This window comes from Acinetobacter sp. MF4642 (assembly GCF_002018925.1).
Taxonomy (GTDB): Bacteria; Pseudomonadota; Gammaproteobacteria; order Pseudomonadales; family Moraxellaceae; genus Acinetobacter; species Acinetobacter johnsonii.
Map to the genome: position 1 here is coordinate 13,727 of NZ_MVON01000005.1, position 25,547 is coordinate 39,273.

Sequence of the window (25,547 nt, forward strand, 5' to 3'; positions counted from 1 at the left end):
ATACTGACATGATAAAAAAATTATGTGTAACCATGTTGATGTCGGTATCCATGTTGTCTCAAGCGGGTTTGGTAGATTTGGATAATAAGGAACTGGTCGGTGTGACTGGACAGGGTGGTGCAGATTTGAGCTTAACCCTATCGATCAACCACCAATATGCCAATGATATGAGTTTAAATACGATTTCTAGGACCAATGGTGTAGATGCAAATGGGCGAGCTATTGTCACTGAAGCCTATTATCAAATGCGTGCAAATCAAGATTGCGCTTTATTAGAACTGTGTCGTATCGCCATTTCCCCAAATAATCATAAGGAAAATGGGCAAAGAAAATGGCTGGTGTTTAAACAGTTCCAAGGCACCATGCAAATTGATAAATTTTCGCTGGAAGGTACCACAATTCTGAATAAAGAAGGTAAGCCACAAACTGCGATGCTGTTAAAATTTTTCGATGATAAACCCCTTAAAATTCGTAACTTAGGTTTTGCCAGCCTTTCAGTAGAAAGTGGTGAAAATGGATATTTCAATACCTCAACGTATAACAATTATGGTACGAGTAAAACTGTACCCACTTTTGATAAAGGTCAAGAACAAGGTTTTATGGGCTTAAATGTTCACGGAAACTTACATCTGGATGGAAATCTAAAAATCTTTAGCTATAACTGCTCGGGCACTGCGGGTAGCCGCTGTTAGACACATAGTTTCAAAAGGATATTGAGATGCATAAAATAATAAAACTAAACCTTCTGACACTGTGTATCTGCGCAGCGAATCAAAGTTATGCATTACAAGCTTTGAATGATCAGATTTTAAGTGATGTAACGGGTCAAGATGGTATTTCAATTACCCATGAAGCTTCAAAAGTTGACATTAAACAATTGAATTGGGTCGATCCAGCGGAAGTCGGAAAAACACCGATTAAACTGGGTTTACATAATATTGACGTTAAAACGGCGACTGGTTATAACAACATTAAAACCAAACTCGATTTTGATGTGGGAACAACACAATTAGCCAATGGTACGCAAGGGGTTGGCATTCAGCTCTCTGCCAGTGTGTCACCTTTTACCGCAACGGCTGCCCAAATCATGCTGATGTGTTCACCAAATTGTGCAACGGGTGAAACGGATCAAAATTTAGGAAGTTTTAAGCTTTCAACTATTTCACCTTTTGAAGTGTATTTGGCAACGACGAATGGGCTGTTCAACCGCGACTCAAAGGTGCATTTAGATTTTAAATTGCAGAATGCGAGCATTAGCTATGGACAAAATAATCAAGATTTAACATTAAAAGATTTCAATTTCAATTTATCTGCTGATGGATACCTCTATATCGATGAAACGGAAGGTGTAGTTCTCACCTCAAAGGGTAGTGTTGGCGATAATATTGTTGTTTTAGGTCGAGTGGAAGATAAGACAGATGTACATGACAGCCGTGTAGGCAATGCCACAAATCCGGGGTTAAACGTCGATTTACGTTATGGCTCAGCAAACTCGACTCACCGGAACTTAATTCGGATAGGGGCATCGGGTGCATTAACCAATGGCAAGATCGCGTTAAATGCTGACCAGACTGGTGTTGCTAAGTTTAATACGGTCAACCGTGTTAACGGTAATGTTCAAGAAAATGAGGTGGTTGCATCTGCAGGTTATGGTTTTAAGAATGCTGGCGGCTTACATTTAAATGTATCGGCTGACTTTACCCGTGCAGGGAATAGTTTGCTTGGTGCTAGCACACCAACAACGTTTGAATTAGGACACACTGGTACAGGCAGTTACGCCATCGAGTTTTCAAATTTATCACCGCTCAATGTACGTACTTCCACTGACCCCAATTCAGCAATAAACAGTCAAAATGCCTATATTGATTTTGGCCAGATTTATATCAATAACATTCGCACTAACTCAATGGGTTTTGTGGTCAATGACCAAATTAAGACGATATTGGGTGCACAAAACTATGAGCTGATTTATAACCCATCACCAACGGGCAATGCTTCAAATATGGCTTTTATTGCTGTACGTGGGCTCGATTTTCAAGCCATTGCACGCAAAGCCCGCTTTATTTCAGATAATTCGATTGCAGTAAACAATACTAACGAAGGGACATGGGGCTTAGGTATTCCGATTTATAACCTGAATGCCAATGCTGCATTTTTTGCCAAGAAATACACCAATACCGCTGGAACGGTGAAGGATGGCTTGGGCTATGATATCGCGGTATCAACCGATGGTTATGGTGAAGATAGTCAAGGCAACCCGAAAACAACGTCGATTATCGTCATTGATGGTGCGATGAGTAAGCATGGCGAAGAAGTTAACTACTATACAGGCTTACGTAATATTGACTCATATTTTAAAGCCAATGGTGTGATTGGCTTTAATGAAAATGAAATCTATATCAAAGCCGATAGCTTATTGTTTGCTGCGAATGCGGAAATCGCAATCGGGCAGCTTCCAGGTGCACTGTATAATTGTCCAGCAGGGGTAAATAGTTGTGCCAAAGAAGTCGTGCCGATTAATAACTTTGCCAAAAAAGATGATGTTCTCGCATCGATTGCTTTTATGTTAGATGGTAAAGGCGAACTCTTTATTATTCCTGGGCTTGAGGCTGTAGGCGGGACACCACAAAGCAACTATTTGTCATTTAAATCCAATTTTGAGTTTAATACGTTGAGTAGCACAGACCTGAGTAATGAAAGTAAAAAAGGAAGTTTTATTAGCTTAAGTAATACCGATAGCAATGGAACCACAACAAAAACCTCAAGTTTTAACTTGAACAAAATGCAAGGTCACTTAGGTTTGAATGGGAAAATTCATATGCAAAAGGACTCAGTTGTCATAGACAATCAAGTGCAATTTAACCATAAGGCATTAGCAGGGGGACAAGGGACTGCTTTTAGAACGGAGGTTGCATTGTCTCCAACGGGTACCATGCAGAAGGTTGCAGATATTGCCATTACGGGTGGGGCTATGCGTAGCACATTAGGGATTACGCCGCGTTAAAAAGAATGACAAGGAATAAATAAAATGAATAAGTCTTTAATTTCAATTCTAATCACAGCAACATTAGGCTTGAGTCAAAGTTATGCGATGACCGCTTTAAATGACGAGGAGTTGTCAGAAGTTGAAGGTCAGTCTTTGATGAACCTAGAGTTCCAGCAGGGGACAAATACAACCGATGCACAAGGGAAAACATATAACCAATCAAACATTGGTTTTTATAAGTTGGCCCTAAGTGCAGAATTGGAGCTGAATGCCAATATTAAAAAGCTTCAATTGGGATGTGGTGGCGACAACAATTCCATTCGAGCCAACAGTTGTGATATTGATATTGATCATATTGGTTTAAGTGGACTACCTGATGATCCGAACTATACATCGGATCAGCGTGCAGCAACTTCAGCATTAATCACAAACCCGTTCATTCAGTTTGCTATTAAAAATCCGACTTCAGCCGCAACACGTGAGGTGTTAGGCTTTCGTGTCAGTGCTGAAAAGATTAAAGGTTTGATGACTTTGGGCACTAATAATGATGTTGATGCAAATAATAATGCGATACCCAATGGAATTAATACCTTTAGTGGTTATATGAAAACCAAGACGGCATCTGGCACAGCAGTAACAGCAGCTCGTAACATGACTTATGCGGATACAGGCTTAACTATTAATGGGGCAGTTTCAGGTCGTTTATTCGGAAGTAGTTCTGGTACAACTTGCGTAGGTGGTTTCTTAGACCCTTGTCACGATATTTCCTACTCATCTGATACTTATAATTTAAGTTTATCTTCTACTTCTGCTCCTTTTACGATTAATTCGACAGTTGTGTCGGGGACTCGAATGAAGGATGTAACTTTAAAAGGGACGGGTACTGTTGGGCAAATTGATTTTAGTGGACAATTAACAGCTAAAGTACTCGGTTTCTTAAACTTAGATAAACAAGTGTCCGGCAATATTACTGGGCTTAAAACAGATATCACTGTGAACCAAAGTTTAGGCTTAATTCATGCACTGTATTTAAACAACCCAGCATCATTATCCTTGCAGTCCCAAGATATTTTATGGACGGGTGCTGCGGTTGGTGCGAATAAAGGTTGGTGGCTGGCAATGGAAGATGAAGTCGAACTGGGTAGCTTAAGCCCAACGACCAAAGTGGCAATTACCAATGAAGTCTTAAAACAAACCATTGCAGGTATTAATAAAGATCTAACGGACAATCCTCGAAATTGCGGTAATCTTTTAACAGGATGTGTCGGTGGTTCTGCCTTAGTTGTTGGGAATGTTCCAATGAATACGACGACTTTGGATTTTCCACTGACCAATTTAAGCTTACAAGGGCAAAACTTTAGATCAAACTGTTACGGTGGTTTAAAATTCTGCTAATTAAATTTTCATAAAAAATCCCGCGATATACGCGGGATTTTTTTAATCTAAAATGAATTATTTTGCAATTTTCGCCAATAACTCTTCTTTAGAAATGTTTACAGATTCAGCATCACGACGGCCTTTATATTCAAAAGTACCTGTATCCAAGCCTTTCTCACCAATCACAGTACGGTGAGGAATACCTGTAAGCTCAAGGTCTGAGAATTTCACGCCTGGACGTTCGTTACGATCATCCAGTAAAACATCATAACCTGCTGCCGTAAGTTCAGCATACAGTGCTTCAGCTGCTTCCAAAGTGCGTGGAGACTTATGTGCATTCATCGGCACAATGGCAACTTCAAACGGTGCAATTGCCATAGGCCAAATAATGCCTTTTTCGTCAAAGTTTTGCTCAATTGCAGAGGCAACTACACGTGTTACACCAATACCGTAACAACCCATGGTTACAGTAAATGGCTTACCATCTTCACCTAAAACTTTACAACCCAAAGCTTCTGAATACTTTTGACCGAGTTGGAAAATATGCCCAACTTCGATACCACGTTTAATTTGCAGTGTACCTTTACCGTCTGGAGACGGATCACCCTCAACCACATTACGTAAGTCGTAGACTTCGGTAAACTGTGCATCACGTTCCCAGTTTAGACCAGTCACGTGTTTATCAACCTCATTTGCACCCGCAACAAAGTCAGACAGTACCGATGCAGCACGGTCGGCAATGACCGTTAAGCCTTTTTCTACCAAGCCTTGTGGTCCACAGAAACCAGCGGTTAAACCCAGTGCAGCAAGTTGTTCTTCTGTTGCAAAAGTTAATGGTGATGCAATGCGCGGATGCTTCTCGGCTTTAATTTCATTTAGCTCATGATCGCCACGTAAGAACAATGCCACTACCGGTGTTGCTTGGCCTTCTTCGGCTGCAATACCTTGCACTAACAAGGCTTTTACAGAGTGTGCAGGATCAGATTTTAAGAAGTTAGAGACATCTGCAATGGTTTTTTGATTTGGTGTATCGACCACTTCTAATGCTTTGGTTGGCGCTGCACGTTCACCGACTAAAATGGCCTCAGCCATTTCAATATTTGCCGCATAGTCAGATTCAGTCGAGAAGGCGATATCATCTTCACCACTTGATGCTAACACGTGGAATTCATGTGAGCCTGAACCACCAATTGAACCTGTATCGGCTTGTACTGGACGGAAATCTAAACCTAAACGGCTAAAGATTTTGCAGTACGCGCCGTACATGATGTCATAGGTTTCTTGCAGTGATTCTTGGTTTGCGTGGAAAGAATAAGCATCTTTCATGATGAATTCACGTGAACGCATTACACCGAAACGTGGACGAATTTCATCACGGAATTTGGTTTGTACTTGATAGAAGTTTGCAGGCAATTGTTTATAGCTTTTGAGTTCATTGCGCGCAAGATCGGTAATAACTTCTTCGTGGGTAGGACCAAGTACGAAAGGGTTGCCATGGCGGTCTTTAAAACGAAGCAATTCAGGGCCGTATTGGACATATCGACCAGATTCTTCCCATAAAGACGCTGGCTGAGTTACGGGCATCAGGACTTCGAGTGAACCCGCATTGTTCATTTCTTCATGAACGATCGCTGCAACTTTATTTAATACGCGAACGCCCATCGGCAGCCAAGTATATAAACCTGAAGCCAATTTACGAATCATCCCAGCACGTAGCATTAGTTGATGTGAAATCACTTCTGCGTCATTTGGGGTTTCTCTTAACGTTGCAAATAAAAAGCGACTCGCGCGCATGGAAACTGTCCTAAAATTTTAAACTTTGAAAGTCAAAGATTATACGATAAAAAATGAGGAGGCATGTCGACACCACCTCAGAAAAATGTCGATTATTATGACATGATTTTACGTACTTGACGCAGCATAAAGTTCTTAAAGTCATCTAAATAGGTGAAGATCACAGGAACTACCACCAAGGTCAGCAGTGTCGATGTAATGACACCGCCAATCACTGCATGTGCCATCGGTGCGCTTTGTTCACCACCTTCACCTAGCCCTAAAGCCAGAGGTACCATGCCCATCACCATAGCGCTGGTAGTCATCAAAATAGGGCGTAGACGTGTTTTACCCGCTTCAATAATCGCTTGATAACGATCAACGCCGTGATCCATGGCTTTTTTAATGAAATCGATCAATAGAATTGCATTCTTGGTCACCAGCCCCATCAACATGATAATACCGATAATAGAAAACAAGTTCATAGTGGAGTTAAATAAGAAGAGCGCTAAAAATACCCCTATCAGCGATAACGGAAGGGAAGCCATAATCGCCGCAGGGTGAATAAGACTATTAAACTGAGAACCTAGCACAATATAAATAAACACAATCGATAAGGTGATAGCGGTCATGGCATAGCCTGCGGATTCAGCCATGTCTTTGTTTGAACCTTGTGTGTCAAAGCTATAACCTACAGGAAGGTCAAAGTTGTCTTCAATTTTTTTAATATCTGCACCAATATCACCTGCAGGACGACCCGCGGTGTTGGCTTCAACTAAGACTTCCCTTGCTAGATCGCGACGATTAATCTGCGATGCCCCCAGACTTTGCTCTAAATGCGCAACGCTAGAAAGGGGAATTAATACAGCTTGACCATTGGCATCTGTTTTTTGCGATGTGAGGTAAAGGTTTTGTACATCACTAGGTAAGCTACGCGCATTTTCAGTTAGGCGCAGGTTAACGTCATAGGTTTCGCCTTTGTCGTCTTGCCATGTGGTGACATCATCGCCTGCAATCAATGGACGAATGACATTGGCAATTTGGTTGACCGATAGGCCTAAATCGCTGGCTAAGACCCGATTAATATGCACACCTAAAGTCGGTTTAGGAGCTTTAAGTGAGCTTTCTAAGTCGACAATGCCTTTGACTTGTGCAATTTTTGCCATAAAGCGGTCTGAAATTTTTTGCAATTCGGCTAAGTCTGGACCTTTGATGGAAATCATCACTGGCTTTTGTCCGCCCGATACCGTTTCATCTGCGGAGGCAATTGAGGTCACGGTAATGCCACCCACTTGTTGTAGGCGTTGGCGGAATTCATTGTTTAAGTCGGTTAAGCTTTTCTTGCGTTCTGTACGTGGTGTAACGGTTACGCGAATACTGACATGGTTTTTACCACGATCCGTAACACCATTAATCACGGCATAGGTTGCTCGAACGTCAGGGTGCTGCTGAATAATTTTATCGACTTGCAGCAGTTTGGCTTGTGAATATTCCAAAGATGCATCGACAGGTGTTTCAAACTTAATCCGGATCTCACCTTTATCTGGAACAGGGACAAACTCTGTTCCAATTAGTTTAGATAAGCCTAATGCACCGAATAGCGAAGCCACAGCAACCATGAGGGTGATGAGTCGGAAGCGTAGAGCAAGCTTGAGTAATTTCTCATAGCCATGGCTGAGATTATCTAGTTTGCCAGAAATCCAATTAAAGAAACGTTTGACTCGATTGGGTGGTTTATGTGGATTATGCTTTTCAGCCCAATGTGCAGATAGCATTGGATCTAAAGTAAAGCTGACAAACATGGAGATCAGCACAGCAGTACTGACGGTTACGCCAAACTGATAGAAAAAGCGCCCGATAATACCGCCCATAAATGCCACAGGTAAGAACACCGCAACAATGGTTAAGGTGGTGGCTAAAACAGCGAGTCCAATTTCTTTGGTGCCATCAAGGGCTGCTGTGACAGGGTCTTTGCCCATGTCTGAATGTCGCACAATATTTTCACGGACTACAATCGCATCATCAATCAGTAGACCAATACTGAGTGATAGTGCCAGTAAGGTCATCATATTGATGCTAAAGCCAAAGATCCAAATAAACGTCAGAGTGCCAAGGAGGGCAATCGGTAACGTCATGCCTGTAATGGCGGTGGAACGGAATGAGCCTAAAAACAGCAGGACAATCAAAACGGCAAGAGCTGCACCTTCAATAATGGTACGTGCAACATCGGTGATGCTGTTACGAATGCCTTTGGATGAATCTACCACGACTTTTGCTGTGGTGCCTTCAGGTAACTGTTTTTGAATATCTGCTAAGGTCTCATAAGTGCCGTCGACCACGTCAATCACATTTGAATCGGAACTGCGTAAAATATCAATCGCAACCGCGGTTTTACCATCTAAATAGGCACTTGACTCAAGTTCGGCTTGGCTGTCTGAAATGCTTGCAACTTGACGTAAATAAATCGGTACACCATTTTTATTGGCAATCACCAAATCGCCGAAGGCTAAAGGATGAATCACTTTAGACTTAATTTCGACCACAAGTTCACTGTTACCATGTTTCAACGTTCCACCCGGAACCTCGACATTTTCAGCTTTTAGCGTGTTGATGATCTGGTCAATACCAATCCCAAAACTTTGTAATTTGTGGGGTTCAATCTGTATGCGAATTTGTCGCTTGGCATCACCCAATAAGTTGACTGTCCCGACACCAGAAACGGTTCTAAACTGTGGAACAATGCGCTGATCCAAATAAGAACTGAGCGCTTTCAGTGACATGTTTTGTGATTCAAATACAATTGACATCACGGCATTGGCAGAAGGATCGTAACGTTCAACGATCGGGTCTTGAATTTCGTCTCGAAATTGAGCGGTGACAGGTGCAATTTTATCGCGGACATCTTGCGCGGCTATAGCAGAAGAAACATCGAGATCAAACTCAGCAATAATGGTCGATAAGCCTTCGCTAGATTGTGAAATGACCTGTTTTAAACCTGAAATGGTATTGATTTGATCTTCCATTTTCTTGGTAATTTCAGACTCCACCGTTTCAGGCGATGCTCCTGGATATGTGGTATACACCACCACGAAGGGGAAATCGACATCAGGAAACTCCTCAACTCCCATTCTTTGCCAAGAGGCTAAGCCTAAAACCATCAGACAGAACATCATCATGATGGTAAAAACAGGATATTTCACACTAATACGGGTTAACCACATAGCAACAACCTTGTCTTATTTTATGGATTAATTGTCACCATTTGATGCAAATCTTTTTCATTAAACTTTATACGACTGATGCTGTCGCCGGTTTGTAGTCCCTGTACCACAGCACTGTTGTTGCTATAGCGTTGTTCCAATACTTTTATGTGAACACGTTCAATTTTATTGTGGCGAATCACCCAAACATAAGGTGAATTTTGTATATTTTGAATGGTATCAAGTGGGATAATTTGCCCTGAGATGGACTGTGAACCAAGTATGTCTCCCTCTACAAAGGTCCCAATACTCAATGAATTAATACTTTCAATTGGCTGAGCAAAGAACTCAATTTGACGGCTTGCGGGGTCTGCAATCGGAGAAATACGAGTAAGTTTGGCTGTCAGTTTTTGGGGATTGCCTTGCAGCCGATATTCAATTTTTTCTCCCAAACTTAAAGCTGCTTGTAGATCACTTGGAATTTTGGCCTGTATTTCTAAATGACTCGGGTCAATGATTTCAAATAGAGTTTGTCCTGCGGATACTGTTTGTCCGGGTTCTACCTGACGTTGAGTAATAACTCCTGAAATCGGGCTTAAAATAGTGCCATCGCGATCCGCTTTTTCGGCAATATCAACATTGGCTTGTTGCGCATGAACATTTTCTAATTGAGCTTGATAGTCCACAAGGCTTTGTTCATATTCCACTTTAGAAATAAAGCCCTGATCGAGTAAACGTTTTTTTCTTTGAACCATGCTTTTTGCAAGATTGGCTTGGGCTTGGGTTGATGCAAGATTGGCTTGAGCTTGGGCAAGACGCGCAGCATTATCTTGATTGTTCAATCGAACCAGTACTTGCCCTTTCTGAACAGCTTGTCCAACTTGAGCGGAGACGGCGGTGGCTGTCGCTGTCACTTGAGCCTGAATGGAACTTTGATTGACGGCTCGAATGGTGCCAGTAAAGGCTGTACGTTGGATAGAAGGCCCTTCTTGGAACTGGACCAAGTCTTCTGCGATCAGCTCGATTTTAGCTGTAGATGAAGTCGGAGATGTGGCCTCGTCTTGTTTTTGGCAGGCCGAGAGGAGTAAGCACAAACACAGCGGACTGAGTTTAAAAATAGGGAGCACTTGGCGGCTTAATTTAGTTTTTATACATGGTGCAGCCTGCATTGAGTCAAATCCTTTGGTCTAGCGGCGAATGTCAGCACACTGTAAATAAGACGCAGATTATTCAAGTGTTTTTAAACGAGCAATAATTCTGTCGTATTCAGCCTTGGTATTACGATAGTGACTTTGTAACGATTGTATTTGCTCTTTTTTCATCACAATATTTTTGGAATTGTAATCAATCATATCTTGGAGTAGTTTCGGATTGCTTTTGCCTTTACGCATGTTCTCTTTTTCTTGGCGTAAGAATCCAATGCGGTCATTCTGTAATTGTTTTAATTCATCTTGCTGAAACTTAATCTGTTTTAAGATATAGGAAAGGGCAGTATTGCGTTTTTGAGTGGCGACTTGGCTGTTGGTATAAGCACGTTTTAATTTAAGATCTGACTCGCGTTGCTTGGCTGCTGCTGCACGTTGCGGCGCATATTGCGCATCTTTTTCTGCGTTGTATGGACGAGCCCGTTGAATCACTTGCATGTTGCTATCGAGTGCTTCATAACCATAACGAATATGGTTGGGGGTGACACTACTACTGACGTTCGCGATGCCTTTACTGTCGTAATATCGATACCAGACCGCTTTAGGTGGATCGGCCATAATCGAGATGGTCTGCAAACTTAGCAAAGCCAGCAAAATGACTTTCGCAGTCATCCTTTTTTTCACGATCAAAGCAAGTTTGTGATTAAACTCCCTAAGCATCGATACCCCCAGTTTAAAGTTGACTAAATTACTTATTTACAAGCAATAAATAGTGCTATATTAGTCCTAAATTTAGGAATAAAAAATATAATCAGTCAAAAAAAAATCGACGGGTATAGGAAAGTGTGAAGCCGTTCTTAAAAAGAAGATGAAGTGTGGTTTTATGCGGAAACTGTTCGTTGAAAATATAAGTAAATATATGTTAAAAGTGTACGTAACTTGTAAAGCGTCTACGAATCTGTTTCTACAAACATTCTAAAAATGGGAAGGGTCATATTAAATGGACGATAAATTCCAGAATCTAAAAGTAATGGTCATTGATGATTCAAAAACCATTCGTCGCACAGCTGAAACATTATTGCAACGTGAAGGTTGTGAAGTGGTGACTGCAGTCGATGGTTTTGACGCATTGTCAAAAATTGCTCAAGCCAATCCTGATATCGTATTTGTCGACATTATGATGCCACGACTAGATGGTTATCAAACGTGTGCATTAATCAAAAATTCACAAAATTATCAAAATATTCCTGTCGTAATGCTCTCTAGCAAAGATGGTCTATTTGACCAAGCCAAAGGGCGTGTTGTCGGTTCAGATGAATATTTAACAAAGCCGTTTAGTAAAGATGAATTATTAAATGCGATTCGTAATCACGTTTCAGCATAAATAATATAAGTGTAATTGGGGGAAAAAATTATGGCGCGTATTTTAATTGTGGATGACTCACCTACAGAGACATTCCGCTTTAAAGAAATTTTGGGGAAACACGGTTTTGAAGTGATTGAAGCGTCGAATGGTGCCGATGGTGTAACCATGGCTCAAGCTGAACTTCCTGATCTTGTTTTGATGGATGTGGTGATGCCAGGCGTTAATGGCTTTCAAGCAACCCGTCAAATTGCGCGTGGCGCAACAACAAAACACATTCCCGTAGTGATCGTCAGTACTAAAGATCAGGCTACAGACCGTGTATGGGGTAAGCGTCAAGGTGCGTGTGATTATTTAACCAAGCCTGTTGATGAAAACCAACTGATTGATGTGATTAAGCAACACCTGAACGCAGGATAAGCTCTATGGCAGCAAATGGATTTATCGAATTACTTCGACTTGCTAAACGTGGTAATAAAAACTACGTTTCAAACGAAAATGAGGTAAACCGCTGGTCGGGCATTGCTTTTGAGATGATGGGGCAATATTTCGTTGCGCCATTAGGTGAAGTTGCAGAGGTAATTTATCCTCCGAAATATACCTTAGTGCCAAATACTCAACCTTGGGTTGTGGGTTTGGCCAATATTCGGGGACGTTTACTTTCTGTTGCCGATTTAGCGCACTATGTATCAGGGCATCGTAGTGCGTATTCACCAACTCAAAAAGTACTCTGTATTAGTCACAATGACCACTATGTCGGTTTAGTTGTAGATCAGGTTCTGGGGATTCAGCACTTTAATAAGAAGAGTTTCTTTTCTAAACATGAAGATTTAGATCGGAATTTAAAAGAATATTGCCAAGGGTATTTTCACCAACACAACCAACAATGGCATGTTTTCTTATTCAGTCGCTTATTAGACAATCCAAAGTATATGAACGCATCTATAAAATTTATAAATTAATATCATTGTCGCGCGCGAAATTATAAGGGCGTAAATCGGGGAGAAGCTGCATGGGCTTTAAACTTAAAAAGAAAAATACGGATGGAAGCAGTAACCGCTCAGGTGGAAATGCTTTAGTAGCAAAACTTCAATCACAGACGGAACAGTTTTCACGTGTATTTGGTGATAGTGAAAAGTCCAAGCCATTAATTTTGGGTGCGGCATTTTGTATCGTACTGGCAATTTTCTTATTGTTGTACCTATTCTATAGCGTACCTCGAAATAACGAATTCACCCGTAGCTTGGGTGATTTACGTCTTTTATCACAAACGATTTCGCGTCAGGCAACTGAAGCAACAGCATCAGGTACACCTGAAGCCATTAAAAAACTAACAGAATCACAAAAATCTTTTGCTGAAAACTTAGAAACAGTAAAAGATATTCACGCGAGTACAGATGCACTGCGTGAAGTAGATGCGCAGTGGAAAAAAGTTTCTGAAAATATTGATTTAATTGCGTCACAACAAAAAATCATTAACCAACTCTACGATACCAACATTGCGATTAGTGAAAGTATTCCGGGGATTCAGGCCGAATACAACTTAATGGTTGACCAAATGGCACGTCAAAATGTGCCAGCTAACCAAGTCGTAATTGCAAAAAACCAAGTATTCATTGCGGAACGTATTTTACGTTCAATTGGTTCGGTATTAACCGGTTCAGACAACTCGCGTGAATCTGCGGATGACTTTAGCTCAGATACAGAAACCTTCGCGTCATACTTAAACGCACAGTTAAATGGCAGTGCGGATTTAGGTGTAGAGCGTATTAATGACCCTGAAATGCGTGACTCTTTAACCAGTATTCAATCTGAATATGATGATGTACTGAAGTCAGCAGCAGCAACCGTCTTAAAGAACTCATCACAAATCGTTAAAGTACGCCAAGCGTCATCATCGATTTTTGAACAGTCGGATGCTTTGTTAAGCAATTTGAACAAATTGTCAGGTGGTACAGGTTTAGCGATTGCAATTCCTGCCTTAGGTCTAATTCTAGCCCTGATTGCCTTCTTATTCTGTGTATTTAAATTACTTGTACTTCGTGGCGAATCAGATAAAAAACGTGTATCTCGTCTACAAGATGAATATGACCGTAACCAAAACGCGATTTTACGTTTACTGGATGAGATTGCCGATCTTGCAGATGGTGACTTGCGTTCATATGCTACGGTATCTGAAGACTTCACGGGTGCAATTGCCGACTCGATTAACTTCGCAATTGACCAATTGCGTGACCTTGTATCGCGTATTACTGAAACCTCTCAAGAGGTTGCACAATATACGGCAAGTACGCAGGGGATTACCAACCAGTTAGCCGAAGCATCTGAACACCAAGCGCAAGAAATTGCGGGTGCATCTGCCGCGATTAACGAAATGGCAATGTCAATTGACCAAGTATCTTCAAACGCTGAAGAATCTGCGGTGGTAGCGGAACGTTCAGTAAAAATTGCTGCAAATGGCGCGAATGTTGTAAACCGTTCAATTGAAGGTATGGATATCATTCGTGAGCAGATTCAAGAAACCTCTAAACGTATTAAACGTTTGGGTGAATCTTCACAAGAGATTGGTAACATCGTTGCCTTGATTAACGATATTGCCGACCAAACGAACATCTTGGCTTTAAACGCAGCGATCCAAGCATCGATGGCAGGTGAAGCAGGTCGTGGTTTCGCCGTGGTTGCGGATGAAGTACAGCGTCTTGCAGAGCGTTCAGCTTCAGCAACCAAACAGATTGAAACACTGGTGAAAACCATTCAGACCGACACCAACGAAGCTGTAATTTCGATGGAACAAACCACGTCTGAAGTTGTACGCGGTGCGAACTTATCTAAGGATGCGGGTGTTGCGCTAGATGAGATTCAAAACGTATCGGGTAATTTGGCGAAATTGATTGCAAACATTTCGGATGCAGCAAAGCTACAATCCGCGTCTGCAGGTCATATTGCAACTACGATGAATGTCGTACAAGAAATTACCTCACAAACCACCACTGCGACGTTCGATACAGCACGTTCAGTCTCTGAACTTGCGAACATGGCGGAAGCGTTACGTGAGTCTGTAACAGACTTTAAACTGCCTGATTAAGCGCTTGCTTCGGGGGAGGTATGCTGCTCATCGCTTGAGTAGCATACCAAAATCAGGATACACATCAACTCAATTAGCTTGAGCAAAAAGACTGGTTTGGGATGATGGTTATAATGAAGTTTATGCACCTTTTTTGGGTAGCTGACAACGCAAGAAGCCTTAGCTATGAAAGAAATATTAAAACATTTAGTTGAAACGACAACGCTTCCGGAAGATAGTTATCTAGATCAAGATGCAGAAATTCTTGAAATTTTTGTTGAAGAAATTGAAGAAATCTTCGTTGAGTTAGATCCATTATTTGAAAAGTGGTACGCTGAACCGACCCATCAAGAAACCTTATTGAGCATACGTCGTCACTTCCATACCTTAAAAGGCTCTGGTCGTATGGTGGGGGCAAAGTCAGCAGGTGAAACAGCATGGGCGGTTGAAGATACCTTAAATCGTGTGATTTCAGGGGCTGTGCCTCTCACGGCAACGGTTCAAAAATTCGCTAAAACAGTATTCAAACTGTATCAATTTAAACTGTATCCGATATTCAAAGCGGTACAGGAAATTGATCTTGATCTTCGTCCATTGGTTTTAATTGGACAACAATTACAACAAAATCAAAGTTTAGAACCTGCTCTAGAAGAGTTGCTACAACTGTCTAATCATCTAAATAGTAATGATGTCGTGACGGGATTAGAGCTGAGAGATATCGAAGTGGCTGAATCTGAGCCGCAAGTTGCAGACGCATCTGAACAGGATGATCAAGTACATGATGTCCTTGAAGAAACTTTAGCGATCTTCATTGAAGAGGCGGAAGATCATTTAGCGACTATCGACCACTTCTTAAATGCAGATGAAGCCAAAGTACAAGATTACAATGGTTTAATCCGTGCTTTACATACATTGCGCGGTAGTTCGTCTATGGCGCAAATTGAGCATGTCTTTAATGCCAGCTCAAAAGTCGAAAATCTATTTAAAACCTTGGTTCAAGAAGAGATCGTTTCTACCTCGAAGGAAATCTCGTTACTCACCCAATATGCTGAATTTGTACGTGACTATTTACACGTGCTTGGGCGTGGTACGAACGAACAGCTTGACGTGATTTACGCCACGTTCACTACGGCTTGGGATAACTATGGTTTCAGTATTGAAGACGTAGCTGATGAGCTAAACCCACAAGGTATGGTCTCGAAGCTGATCGAGTTAAATATTGACCTGTTGCTTGATGCCGAGTTTGAGTTTGATCAGCGTGCTAAAGTTGAATATCCAGACTATATTCAGCACTTAGGTGAACAAGCAAAACAATTGCTGGAATTCACCAATAACCGTGCTGCTCAAGGAATTCATGATTTTACTTTTGAGCTATATGCAGGTTATCAAGCCTTACTGGAAAAGCCTGAATTACTCAATGTAGATTATGCATACGAGTTATTTGGTCAGGCACATCAAGAATTTATCCATTTATTTGACACTTTAGCTGCGGGTCAGCGTGTCATTCTGACTGAAGAAGTGCATAAAGTTCTGAATGAATTAATGGCCTTCGTACAGCAAGATGTTGAATCGACTTCGACGACGGTAACTGAACCTGTTGCTGAGGCTATTGTTTCTAGAAATACTTTACAACCAAGCCTTGATCTTGCGCAGATTTCGCAGCAAATTGCATCGGATCATCAGTACAAGCAATCGAATACGGCCAATACCAATTTTGATGATGATTTGCTTGATATCTTCTTGGAAGAAGCTGAAGAATTATTGATGGGGATGGATCAGGATCTTAATACTTGGTCTAAAAATGGCAATGATACCGCGGCACTCAATAATTTAATGCGTTATTTGCACACCTTAAAAGGTGGTGCCAATATGATTTCTGCACCTTTTATTGGTTCGATTGCACACGAATTAGAGTCTATTTATGAGCGTGTGATTCGTCAGCAAATAGCCACAACGCCACAGTTGATCAGCATCATTCGCTTAGTACAGGATGACGTCGCAGACCGAATTCAGGTCATTCGTACCGATAAGGTTGATTATCCAGCAACAGCGACGATCAAGGTACTGCATAACATTCAGAGCTTAGTTGAGGGTACGACTGTTACAACTACAGTATCCGAGCCTTTAGTTGAAGCGTTTGTTGCGGCAGTTGAAGAACCTTTATCTAATATAGATAGAACGATTGAAGCTGAGGCAGCTGCGGTTGAGTCAGCAACTGCGATTGAAGAGCCGAGTGTAGTTGATAACACTGACGTTACTGTCGTTGAACAGCTGGATACTCCGTCACTTGTCCAAGAAGAAGCAGTCAGCGCTGTTGAAGAAGCAGCTAGTCTTTTATCAATTGTTGAAGAAACCTTCTTGGAAGAAGCTGAAGAAATTTTAGCGACTACGGATGGCTTACTGAAACAGTGGACTGAACAACGTAGTGACCGTAGTGTGTTACTACAATTGCAACGTGCTGCGCACAGCTTAAAAGGCGGCGCGCGTATGGCGGAGAATGAACCCGTTGGTGCGATTGCTTATGAACTAGAAACCACATTTGAGCAATTTGCTGTACATAATTTCAGTTCAAACGTGTATGACCCATTATTGCAAACTGCATTTGAATGGTTAAAACAAGCCATCTTCAAACGTGATTTCAGTAATTATGATGGTTTGAAAAATAGCTTAGCATCTATTGATTATGTGGATGTGATTGCGCAATTACCGACGCGTGTAACTCAAATTGATTTACTCAATGCGGTACCAAGTTTTGAGTTTGTGCAGGGTGATGGTACGGAGCCGCCAGCAATGCTGGGTGAGTGGAAAGAAACGACTCACTTGGATGGCGGTAATGAGATGATCCGTATTTCAGCTGATTTGGTTGAAAAAATGATCGACCTATCAGGTGAAAATGCAATTAACCGTTCACGTATTGAAATGGATTTAGGTCAACTCGGCAATACGTTGAACGAGATGGAGCTTGCAATTAAGCGTTTGGCAGATCAGTTACGTCGAATGGAAGGCGAGCTTGAGAGTCAAATTATTGCGAAGCATGGTTCTGAAAACTCGCGCTACGCAGACTTTGACCCCTTGGAAATGGACCAATATTCATCGCTGAATCAATTGTCTAAATCCTTAGCCGAATCAGCTTCGGATTTGGTCGACTTTAAGAGCACTTTGGCTGAGAAAATTCGTGATGCGGAAGGCTTGTTATTACAACAATCCCGTATTCAAGCAGAGATTCAAGAAAGCTTAATGCGGACACGTTTGGTACCGTTCTCCCGTATGTTGCCGCGTTTGCAGCGTATTGTGCGTCAGACTGCATCAACCTTGAACCGTCCAACGGAACTGGTCGTCCATAACACAGAAGGTGAATTAGACCGTACGATTCTTGAACGTTTGGTTACGCCGTTTGAGCATATGCTACGTAACGCAATCGACCACGGTATTGAAGATGCGGAACAACGTAGTGCTGCGAAAAAATCAGCGACAGGCCAAATTGAACTGAACATTAGTCGTCAAGGTACAGATGTTATCGTCAGCTTTAAAGATGATGGTAAGGGTATTGATGAAAGCACGATTAAAGCGAAAGCGCTAAACTTAGGTTTAATTAAATCCGATCAAGTGCTAGACAAACAAGAAATCTTACAGTTTATTTTCCATCCGGGTTTTAGTACGGCCAAAGAAGTGACGCAAATTTCTGGACGTGGTGTTGGTCTTGATGTGGTACAAAGTGAAATTAAAGCACTGGGTGGACATGTCACGGTTGAATCGGAAATTGGATTCGGTACGACCTTCATTATTCGCGTACCGACTACGGTAGCGGTTAGTGATGCGTTGATGGTGAAAGCTGGTGATCAACAATATGCGATTCCATTGGCGCAGATTGATCGTATTGTGCGTATTGCTCCAACAGCATTGGATCACTATTTCCACAGCAAAGATGACCAATTCAAAATTGATGGTGTGAGTTATAAACTGCGCTATTTATCTGAGTTTTTATCTAATCAGCCGATTCCGCGTTTGAGTAATATTGGACATTCATTGCCGGTGTTATTGATTAAAGGCAATAGTGGACAAACCATTGCATTATTAGTCGATCAGCTCATTGGTTCACGTGCGCAAATTGTAGTGAAGCCGGTTGGACAACAGTTTGCCAGCATTGGTGCAATTGCGGGTGCAACGATTTTGGGTGATGGCCATGTGTGCTTGATTTTAGATGGTCAGAACATTGCACGTCAGATTTTAAGTACCAAGCGTGTGACGCATGCTGCTGATCATCGTGATTTTGGTCGTCATCAGGATACGCGTCGTTTAGTGATGATTGTGGATGACTCAGTTACGGTTCGTAAGGTCACATCGCGCTTATTAGAGCGCCAAGGCTTTGATATTGTGACAGCAAAAGATGGTGTCGATGCGATGGAGCAGCTTGAGAGTGTTAAACCAGACTTGATGTTGCTAGATATTGAAATGCCACGTATGGATGGTTTTGAAGTAACGAACTTGGTTCGTCACCACGAAATTCACCAGAACTTGCCGATTATTATGATTACATCGCGTACGGGTGAAAAACACCGTGAACGTGCTTTCAGCTTGGGCGTGACACACTACATGGGCAAACCATTCCAAGAGGCAGAATTACTTGCCAACATTCAGCAGTTATTGGCTGAAAAGCAGGGGTAAATAAATGAATGCAAATGTTTCAAAGAGCATGAATGAGCAAATCAGTCAGCAAGAATTGCAATACCTGATTACGGTATCAACAGGTTTTATTGATGCTTATATTATTGAGTGTCATGGTAAAAACCCCATGCTCTTGCCGCAAAATATTGTTCTGTCTGCGCTCGACAGCGATACGCAAGTGAAAACGGTGGAATGGCACGATCTTCATCTGCCTGTTTATGCCATCAACCGTCCAGACCAAATGGAAGGGGTGGCGCTGGTGATTGAAGGGGATGATGCTTCTCAGCGCTTTGCTTTGATGTGTAATGAAATGCCGAAGTCAATTCGTTTGCGTATTTCTGAAATTGTTGATGATGAAAGCCCTGTGAATGATCCCACCATTTTCCAGCTGGTGCGTATGGGTGATAAGACTTACCACGTACCGAATTTAAATAAAATTCAGGCGAGTTTAGGTCTTTCTACTTAAGTTTGAATGCAATAAAAAAGGAACTCAATTTAGTTCCTTTTTTATATGGATTTGTACGCTTATGCCAAAAGACCTTCTAAAATTTGTTCGTAAATTTCAGCAAGCGGTTCAAGATCAGCGACATTTACATGTTCATCAATTTGATGGATGCTGGCATTGAGAACACCAAGTTCAAGTACTTGAGCACCTGTAGGAGCAATAAAGCGACCATCAGATGTTCCTCCTGAGGTTGAAAGCTCAGTTTCTACACCAGTCACATTACGAATGGCATTTTTAGCCGCATTGACTAACTCACCTACCGGCGTCAGGAAAGGTAAGCCTGAGTGTGTCCATTTAATGTCGTAGACTAAACCATGACGATCCAAAATTTCTAAAACACGTGCTTTTAATTCTTCAGCGGTCAATTCAGTTGAATAACGGAAGTTGAAAGTCACGGTCATGGTGCCTGGAACGACATTGGTTGCCCCTGTACCAGCTTGAATATTTGACACTTGGAAAGACGTCGCAGGGAAGTATTCGTTGCCTTGATCCCAAACCGTATCACAAAGTTCAGCAACGGCTTTAGACGCCATGTGAATTGGGTTAATGGCCAAGTGTGGATAAGCCACGTGACCTTGTTTTCCTTTCACTGTCAGTACTGCATTGAGTGAACCACGACGACCATTTTTAACAATATCACCCAGTTGATGGGTACTTGAAGGTTCACCCACCAAACACCACTTCATTTTTTCATTACGGGCTTCGAGTGTTTCGATCACTTTGACTGTGCCATTGATCGATGGCCCTTCTTCATCTGAGGTGATGAGGAACGCGATTGAGCCTTTATGATTTGGGTGTTTTGCAACAAAGCGCTCAGAAGCAACCACCATTGCAGCCAAGGCAGTTTTCATGTCTGCGCTGCCACGACCATAAAGTTTGCCATCACGAATTTCAGGGGCAAATGGGTCTGAGTTCCAAGCATCTAAATTACCTGTAGGAACGACATCGGTATGACCCGCAAAGCAGAATACAGGTGCTTCAGTACCTTTTCGTGCCCATAGATTATCAACATCATCAAAGCGCATAGACTCAATGTTGAAACCAATTTTTTTTAAACGTTCAGCCATAATATTTTGACAGTTGTGGTCCACAGGTGTAACCGATGGCTGACGTAAAAGTTGGAGGCTTAAATCGAGAGTAGCAGAAGAGGTCATGCGCATTTCAAAGTCAATAAAACAGTCGGCACTATAATAGGCGATTAATCTCTGGAATGCGAAACTTAGCAATAAAAAAACCTTATCTATTGATAAGGTTTTTATGCAAATATTAACTACTTGCGGATTTCATCTTGGGTTTTTTCAGCGGTATGTGATACAGCATTACCTGCTGAAGAGACATCTTTACCCATACCTTTGACGGTATTACAGCCTGTTAAAACAAAAAGCATCACTAGTGAACTTAAAACAATTTTTTTCATCGCTGTCTCCAAAATTTTTAGTGTATTCATCAAATGATTTTGTTCTGATGTTGTTTAAGATTAAAAAATAAACACTTTAAACAATAGCATCGTTTTACAGGAGATGAGTAAGCGTATGTTGCGTTATGTATTTTTGTATAAACTAACTTCTGCAAAATCAAGTTAAAATCAAATTTGGATTTCGGTACATATAAAACTGATTGTTTTGATTTTGTAAGTACAGGCCATTGGTCCACCAATGTGCATTTTCGCTGCTGACTTCCGCATTTGGGCAAATCCACTCTTGACGCTGTAGGCGATAGTAATTTAAGTCGGTCGTTGGAATGATGTTACCCCAAATACCTAGTCGACGGTCAGGATTGAGCCAATGGGGGAGGGAGTATTGGTTTAAAGCATCAACTGCTGTGAAACCATTTATTATGGGGAGAAAGAGTTGTCCCTTTAAAACGGCAAAGCGCGTTTGAATGTCTGTGTCTAAAGCTTGCTGGAATTGGAACTGTTTATGGGTAAAGTGTTTTAGTTTTCGGTTTAAAGTATCGGTACGATTCAACCCATACCATGTGGTTAAGCTCAGATCTGTTTCACCCAAATAATATTTCAACGCGACTTCCCAATGCTCGATTTGATTGGTTTCGGTATTTTTAATTAAAAAGTCCAGCTCACCTGTAGTCCGTGCCCCATCAATGATTTGGATACTATGACCCAATAATTCATAAGCATGATAGCGATGATCCAGTAACCAAAACCACATGAACATTTCAAAGCGCAGACCCAGGCGGGTACTTTTCAGTTGAGCCATAAAGTCTTCGAGTTCTTTCGGGTCTTGATCGAGCTGTTTAAGGCGAGGTAAATAGATGGAAAAGTGCTGTTGCCAGATTTGTGAGGGATGAAAATGAAAAGCATGTTGTATATCGAGCTCTAACGGCAACGCAGACAAAATGTTTGGACTTGCTACAGCAAAAGCCAACTGGCGAAGCAATGGATGTTTGAATTGGAGCCAAGGTTCGAACAACTGATGCTGTGAAATGAGATGCATGTGAGTGCCTTAAAAAAGAAGCTAAATATGCAGAAGGACAACGGATAAAATTAAAAAACACTTTATACTACCGCAATTCGGTGCTTAGGAAAGTGGTATGAAAACGTTGTTTTGGCGTTGTTTAGTGGTGATCTTTGTCATCCTAGGCTTTATCGGTGCACTGTTGCCGGGTATGCCAACCACTGTTTTTCTGATCTCGGCAGCTTGGGCTGCGTCTAAAGGTTGGCCACAAATGGATGCTTGGTTACTCAACCATCCTAAATATGGCGCAACGTTAAGAGCATGGCGTGCCAATGGCACTGTACCACGTAAAGCGAAATGGTTTGCCAGTATCATGATGTTGATCAGTGGACTGATCATGCTACTGACCAATGCACCATTTTTAGTGAAATTATTTACCAATACCACCATGCTGCTTGTCGCAATATGGTTATGGTTACGTCCAGAACCCAATATATCAATAGATAAAAAACAAATAGAGGACAATTGATGTCTTATGTAATTGCTGATGCAGACGTCTTGATTGATCTGGCTGAACAGACTCTAACGCTGCCTAAAAAGAATAAATTTTATCTGATCTCGTCAGGGAAAAATGGTATTGGCGAAACTGAAAATAGTGGTAAAACGCCGCGAGGTTGGCATCTGGTTGCTGAGAAGCATGGTGCTGAGCAACCGCAAAATGCCGTTTTTATTGCTCGAAAGCCTACAGGTGAAGTATACGACACCGATTTAGCCAAGCAGTTTCCTGAACGTGACTGGATTTTGTCTCGGATTTTATGGCTGAGTGGTTTAGAAGAGGGCTTCAATCGCGGGGAAGGCTGCGATACCTATCAACGTTATATCTATATTCATGGAACACCAGATAGTGAACCAATGGGGATGCCGATGTCGCATGGCTGTATTCGTATGCGTAATACGGATGTCATAGAGTTATTTGAACTAATTGATTGCAATGCGCTGGTTTATATTTCCGAACATAAACTTGAACTCTAAAAATAGATGTTAAAAAATGTGCAAGCTTATTTTATTGAGTATTCAACGCTGTAATTTAAAATATGAATATTGAGTAGAAGAAGGGGATTAGTCATAGAAAATGTGTATTTTGAGGAAAAGAAATTTAGCGAATAATCATTTTAATTTTCGCAAATATGTTAAATAACATACAGAAAATACTTGTTTTTATACCATTTGACCTATTTTTTAATCACTCGATTGCAAAAAAGCGAAAACAAGCCGAAAAGCGTTTGACAGCCTGTAAAGATTCTCTATAATGCACCTCACAAACGATAAAGACGTTAAGGGCGCTTAGCTCAGTTGGTAGAGCGTCTGCCTTACAAGCAGAATGTCGGCGGTTCGATCCCGTCAGCGCCCACCAAGCCTTTACGTTAAAGATCTTACGTGCAGCGGTAGTTCAGTTGGTTAGAATACCGGCCTGTCACGCCGGGGGTCGCGGGTTCGAGCCCCGTCCGCTGCGCCACTTAAGATTTTTAATATTGTTTGTACCACATTAGTGACTTTGTGTAAGTGCAGCGGTAGTTCAGTTGGTTAGAATACCGGCCTGTCACGCCGGGGGTCGCGGGTTCGAGCCCCGTCCGCTGCGCCATTTATACAGAATCCTTAATGAGGGCGCTTAGCTCAGTTGGTAGAGCGTCTGCCTTACAAGCAGAATGTCGGCGGTTCGATCCCGTCAGCGCCCACCAGATTTTTTGCGATGCAGCGGTAGTTCAGTTGGTTAGAATACCGGCCTGTCACGCCGGGGGTCGCGGGTTCGAGCCCCGTCCGCTGCGCCATTCAAAGAATCGATTAAATTTAAGTTCCTGAGCTTAGGTTTAAAAACTAAGACTGACAATCTTAATCAGGGCGCTTAGCTCAGTTGGTAGAGCGTCTGCCTTACAAGCAGAATGTCGGCGGTTCGATCCCGTCAGCGCCCACCATATTTTACGACGCAGCGGTAGTTCAGTTGGTTAGAATACCGGCCTGTCACGCCGGGGGTCGCGGGTTCGAGCCCCGTCCGCTGCGCCATTTAAAATATAAATTTAAGTCCCTGAGCTTAAATTTGAACACTAAGACTGACAATCTTAAATCAGGGCGCTTAGCTCAGTTGGTAGAGCGTCTGCCTTACAAGCAGAATGTCGGCGGTTCGATCCCGTCAGCGCCCACCATATTCAAGCTGTAAAGCTTAATGACCCTAATTGCATTCGCAATTACCGTTGCAGCGGTAGTTCAGTTGGTTAGAATACCGGCCTGTCACGCCGGGGGTCGCGGGTTCGAGCCCCGTCCGCTGCGCCATTTTCTAGATCCCTTGTGCTAGTAAATGGAATCAAGCAAGATTTCTTTCTTGCATCATAAAAATAGCGACGCTATTTTTATTTCTCAAGGGCGCTTAGCTCAGTTGGTAGAGCGTCTGCCTTACAAGCAGAATGTCGGCGGTTCGATCCCGTCAGCGCCCACCATATTCCCTTGTCGTAAAAGCCTTGCTTATCTCAAGCTGTTTTCATAAACTTCTGTGCAATAATAATTTTAAAATATGACAGATTTATGAGAAACCCATATCAACGCAAAGCTGCGTCTAAAAATCAAAATATTGCTTACGATCCTCTTGAAATCTATCGTCTTTTTATCGAAACTATCGTGCATCAAGGTCATGTTATAGCCTTATATCAAGATGGCTGGGCTTTATGTGCTACGCCGACTGGACAACGTTCTTTTGCGATGTGGCAGAGTAAAGGTTTAGCGCAGCTTTTGGTAAAAGATAATTGGGCGGGCTACGAAATCCAGAGTATTGGTCTCAGCGATTTAGTCGAAAAAGTGATTCCATTCTTACGTTCAGAAAAAACTACGGTCTCTATGAACTTAAGCCCCGAAGGGCAAAATGTCTTGGTTGCACCAGAAAAATTGTTATTAGATATCAAAAACTATTTATATCAATTTTCAATGCAGAAACCTGAATTATTTAAGCAATTACAATTACCATCGCCACGGACAATCCGTCTTCATTAATTCATGAGGATTTTAT

19 protein-coding genes and 10 tRNA genes are annotated in these 25,547 nt (G+C 41.9%); 22 read left to right on the top strand and 7 right to left on the bottom strand.

The genetic code is table 11. The features are described 5' to 3' along the window. Positions 1 to 8: 8 nt before the first annotated feature. Genes MF4642_RS04100 through MF4642_RS04110 form a run of 3 tightly spaced genes read left to right on the top strand, consistent with a single transcriptional unit; the run spans position 9 to position 4,381 of the window. Complete coding sequence (locus MF4642_RS04100) at positions 9 to 692, top strand: hypothetical protein (RefSeq protein WP_078425392.1); 684 nt, start codon at positions 9 to 11, stop codon at positions 690 to 692. A gap of 26 nt (positions 693 to 718) precedes the next feature. Further along, positions 719 to 3,004, top strand: coding sequence for a DUF6160 family protein (locus tag MF4642_RS04105; RefSeq protein ID WP_078425393.1), 2,286 nt, complete (start codon positions 719 to 721; stop codon positions 3,002 to 3,004). A 24-nt stretch (positions 3,005 to 3,028) separates the two neighbouring features. Then, positions 3,029 to 4,381, top strand: coding sequence for a hypothetical protein (locus MF4642_RS04110; RefSeq protein ID WP_078425394.1), 1,353 nt, complete (start codon positions 3,029 to 3,031; stop codon positions 4,379 to 4,381). A 57-nt stretch (positions 4,382 to 4,438) separates the two neighbouring features. Here the strand turns inward: MF4642_RS04110 and MF4642_RS04115 are convergent, their stop codons facing one another. The 4 genes from MF4642_RS04115 to MF4642_RS04130 form a co-directional block, all read right to left on the bottom strand. After that, the gene (locus MF4642_RS04115) at positions 4,439 to 6,157 is read right to left on the bottom strand and encodes a proline--tRNA ligase (protein WP_078425395.1); all 1,719 of its coding nucleotides are present in this window, start codon (positions 6,155 to 6,157) and stop codon (positions 4,439 to 4,441) included. A gap of 95 nt (positions 6,158 to 6,252) precedes the next feature. Beyond that, positions 6,253 to 9,357, bottom strand: coding sequence for an efflux RND transporter permease subunit (locus MF4642_RS04120; RefSeq protein WP_078425396.1), 3,105 nt, complete (start codon positions 9,355 to 9,357; stop codon positions 6,253 to 6,255). Between the two features lie 20 nt (positions 9,358 to 9,377). Next, on the bottom strand, positions 9,378 to 10,505 hold the full coding sequence (locus MF4642_RS04125; protein WP_078425397.1) for an efflux RND transporter periplasmic adaptor subunit: 1,128 nt from the start codon (positions 10,503 to 10,505) through the stop codon (positions 9,378 to 9,380). 57 nt (positions 10,506 to 10,562) lie between these two features. Next, on the bottom strand, positions 10,563 to 11,201 hold the full coding sequence (locus tag MF4642_RS04130; RefSeq protein WP_078425398.1) for a hypothetical protein: 639 nt from the start codon (positions 11,199 to 11,201) through the stop codon (positions 10,563 to 10,565). A gap of 280 nt (positions 11,202 to 11,481) precedes the next feature. On the opposite strand from MF4642_RS04130, the gene pilG reads away from it, so the two are divergent. The 6 genes from pilG to MF4642_RS04160 all read left to right on the top strand — a co-directional run bounded on the left by pilG (position 11,482) and on the right by MF4642_RS04160 (position 20,039). Beyond that, positions 11,482 to 11,865 (top strand): twitching motility response regulator PilG, encoded by a 384-nt coding sequence (gene pilG, locus MF4642_RS04135; protein ID WP_004694493.1) that lies wholly within the window; start codon positions 11,482 to 11,484, stop codon positions 11,863 to 11,865. Between the two features lie 30 nt (positions 11,866 to 11,895). Beyond that, positions 11,896 to 12,264 (top strand): response regulator, encoded by a 369-nt coding sequence (locus tag MF4642_RS04140; protein WP_004694491.1) that lies wholly within the window; start codon positions 11,896 to 11,898, stop codon positions 12,262 to 12,264. 5 nt (positions 12,265 to 12,269) lie between these two features. Continuing rightward, a complete protein-coding gene (locus MF4642_RS04145) occupies positions 12,270 to 12,806 on the top strand; it encodes a chemotaxis protein CheW (RefSeq protein ID WP_004694490.1) in 537 nt (178 codons plus the stop codon). A 50-nt stretch (positions 12,807 to 12,856) separates the two neighbouring features. Continuing rightward, entirely contained in the window at positions 12,857 to 14,929 is a 2,073-nt protein-coding gene (locus tag MF4642_RS04150) for a methyl-accepting chemotaxis protein (RefSeq protein ID WP_005399922.1), read from the top strand. 165 nt (positions 14,930 to 15,094) lie between these two features. Then, the gene (locus MF4642_RS04155) at positions 15,095 to 19,573 is read left to right on the top strand and encodes an Hpt domain-containing protein (protein ID WP_078425399.1); all 4,479 of its coding nucleotides are present in this window, start codon (positions 15,095 to 15,097) and stop codon (positions 19,571 to 19,573) included. Between the two features lie 4 nt (positions 19,574 to 19,577). Further along, positions 19,578 to 20,039 carry a hypothetical protein gene (locus MF4642_RS04160; protein WP_078425400.1) on the top strand — a complete coding sequence of 154 codons (462 nt, stop codon included), beginning with the start codon at positions 19,578 to 19,580 and terminating at the stop codon, positions 20,037 to 20,039. Positions 20,040 to 20,098: 59 nt separating this feature from the next. Here MF4642_RS04160 and dapE read toward each other — a convergent pair whose 3' ends face one another. From dapE to MF4642_RS04175, 3 genes are all read right to left on the bottom strand, one after another. Then, positions 20,099 to 21,232 (bottom strand): succinyl-diaminopimelate desuccinylase, encoded by a 1,134-nt coding sequence (gene dapE / locus MF4642_RS04165; protein WP_026056444.1) that lies wholly within the window; start codon positions 21,230 to 21,232, stop codon positions 20,099 to 20,101. Between the two features lie 116 nt (positions 21,233 to 21,348). Then, positions 21,349 to 21,495 (bottom strand): entericidin A/B family lipoprotein, encoded by a 147-nt coding sequence (locus tag MF4642_RS04170; RefSeq protein ID WP_010326244.1) that lies wholly within the window; start codon positions 21,493 to 21,495, stop codon positions 21,349 to 21,351. Positions 21,496 to 21,652: 157 nt separating this feature from the next. After that, positions 21,653 to 22,531: a DUF1853 family protein gene (locus MF4642_RS04175; protein ID WP_078425401.1), complete on the bottom strand. Its 879-nt coding sequence runs from the start codon at positions 22,529 to 22,531 to the stop codon at positions 21,653 to 21,655. Positions 22,532 to 22,628: 97 nt separating this feature from the next. On the opposite strand from MF4642_RS04175, the gene MF4642_RS04180 reads away from it, so the two are divergent. From MF4642_RS04180 to MF4642_RS04240, 13 genes are all read left to right on the top strand, one after another. Beyond that, complete coding sequence (locus MF4642_RS04180) at positions 22,629 to 23,021, top strand: YbaN family protein (RefSeq protein ID WP_078425402.1); 393 nt, start codon at positions 22,629 to 22,631, stop codon at positions 23,019 to 23,021. Continuing rightward, positions 23,021 to 23,524 carry a cell wall-recycling L,D-carboxypeptidase ElsL gene (gene elsL, locus MF4642_RS04185; protein ID WP_078425403.1) on the top strand — a complete coding sequence of 168 codons (504 nt, stop codon included), beginning with the start codon at positions 23,021 to 23,023 and terminating at the stop codon, positions 23,522 to 23,524. The genes MF4642_RS04180 and elsL overlap by 1 nt, the downstream gene beginning before the upstream one ends. Positions 23,525 to 23,830: 306 nt before the next feature. Next, positions 23,831 to 23,906, top strand: a tRNA-Val gene (locus tag MF4642_RS04190). 25 nt (positions 23,907 to 23,931) lie between these two features. Further along, positions 23,932 to 24,008, top strand: a tRNA-Asp gene (locus MF4642_RS04195). Between the two features lie 49 nt (positions 24,009 to 24,057). Further along, positions 24,058 to 24,134 (top strand) — tRNA-Asp (locus MF4642_RS04200). Positions 24,135 to 24,155: 21 nt separating this feature from the next. Next, positions 24,156 to 24,231: transfer RNA gene (locus tag MF4642_RS04205), tRNA-Val, on the top strand. Between the two features lie 13 nt (positions 24,232 to 24,244). Continuing rightward, positions 24,245 to 24,321 (top strand) — tRNA-Asp (locus tag MF4642_RS04210). Positions 24,322 to 24,389: 68 nt separating this feature from the next. Continuing rightward, positions 24,390 to 24,465 (top strand) — tRNA-Val (locus MF4642_RS04215). A gap of 11 nt (positions 24,466 to 24,476) precedes the next feature. Beyond that, positions 24,477 to 24,553: transfer RNA gene (locus tag MF4642_RS04220), tRNA-Asp, on the top strand. Positions 24,554 to 24,617: 64 nt separating this feature from the next. After that, positions 24,618 to 24,693, top strand: a tRNA-Val gene (locus MF4642_RS04225). A gap of 50 nt (positions 24,694 to 24,743) precedes the next feature. Then, positions 24,744 to 24,820 (top strand) — tRNA-Asp (locus MF4642_RS04230). 88 nt (positions 24,821 to 24,908) lie between these two features. Further along, positions 24,909 to 24,984: transfer RNA gene (locus MF4642_RS04235), tRNA-Val, on the top strand. Positions 24,985 to 25,069: 85 nt separating this feature from the next. Beyond that, the gene (locus MF4642_RS04240) at positions 25,070 to 25,531 is read left to right on the top strand and encodes a DUF2750 domain-containing protein (protein WP_058952127.1); all 462 of its coding nucleotides are present in this window, start codon (positions 25,070 to 25,072) and stop codon (positions 25,529 to 25,531) included. Positions 25,532 to 25,547: the final 16 nt, after the last annotated feature.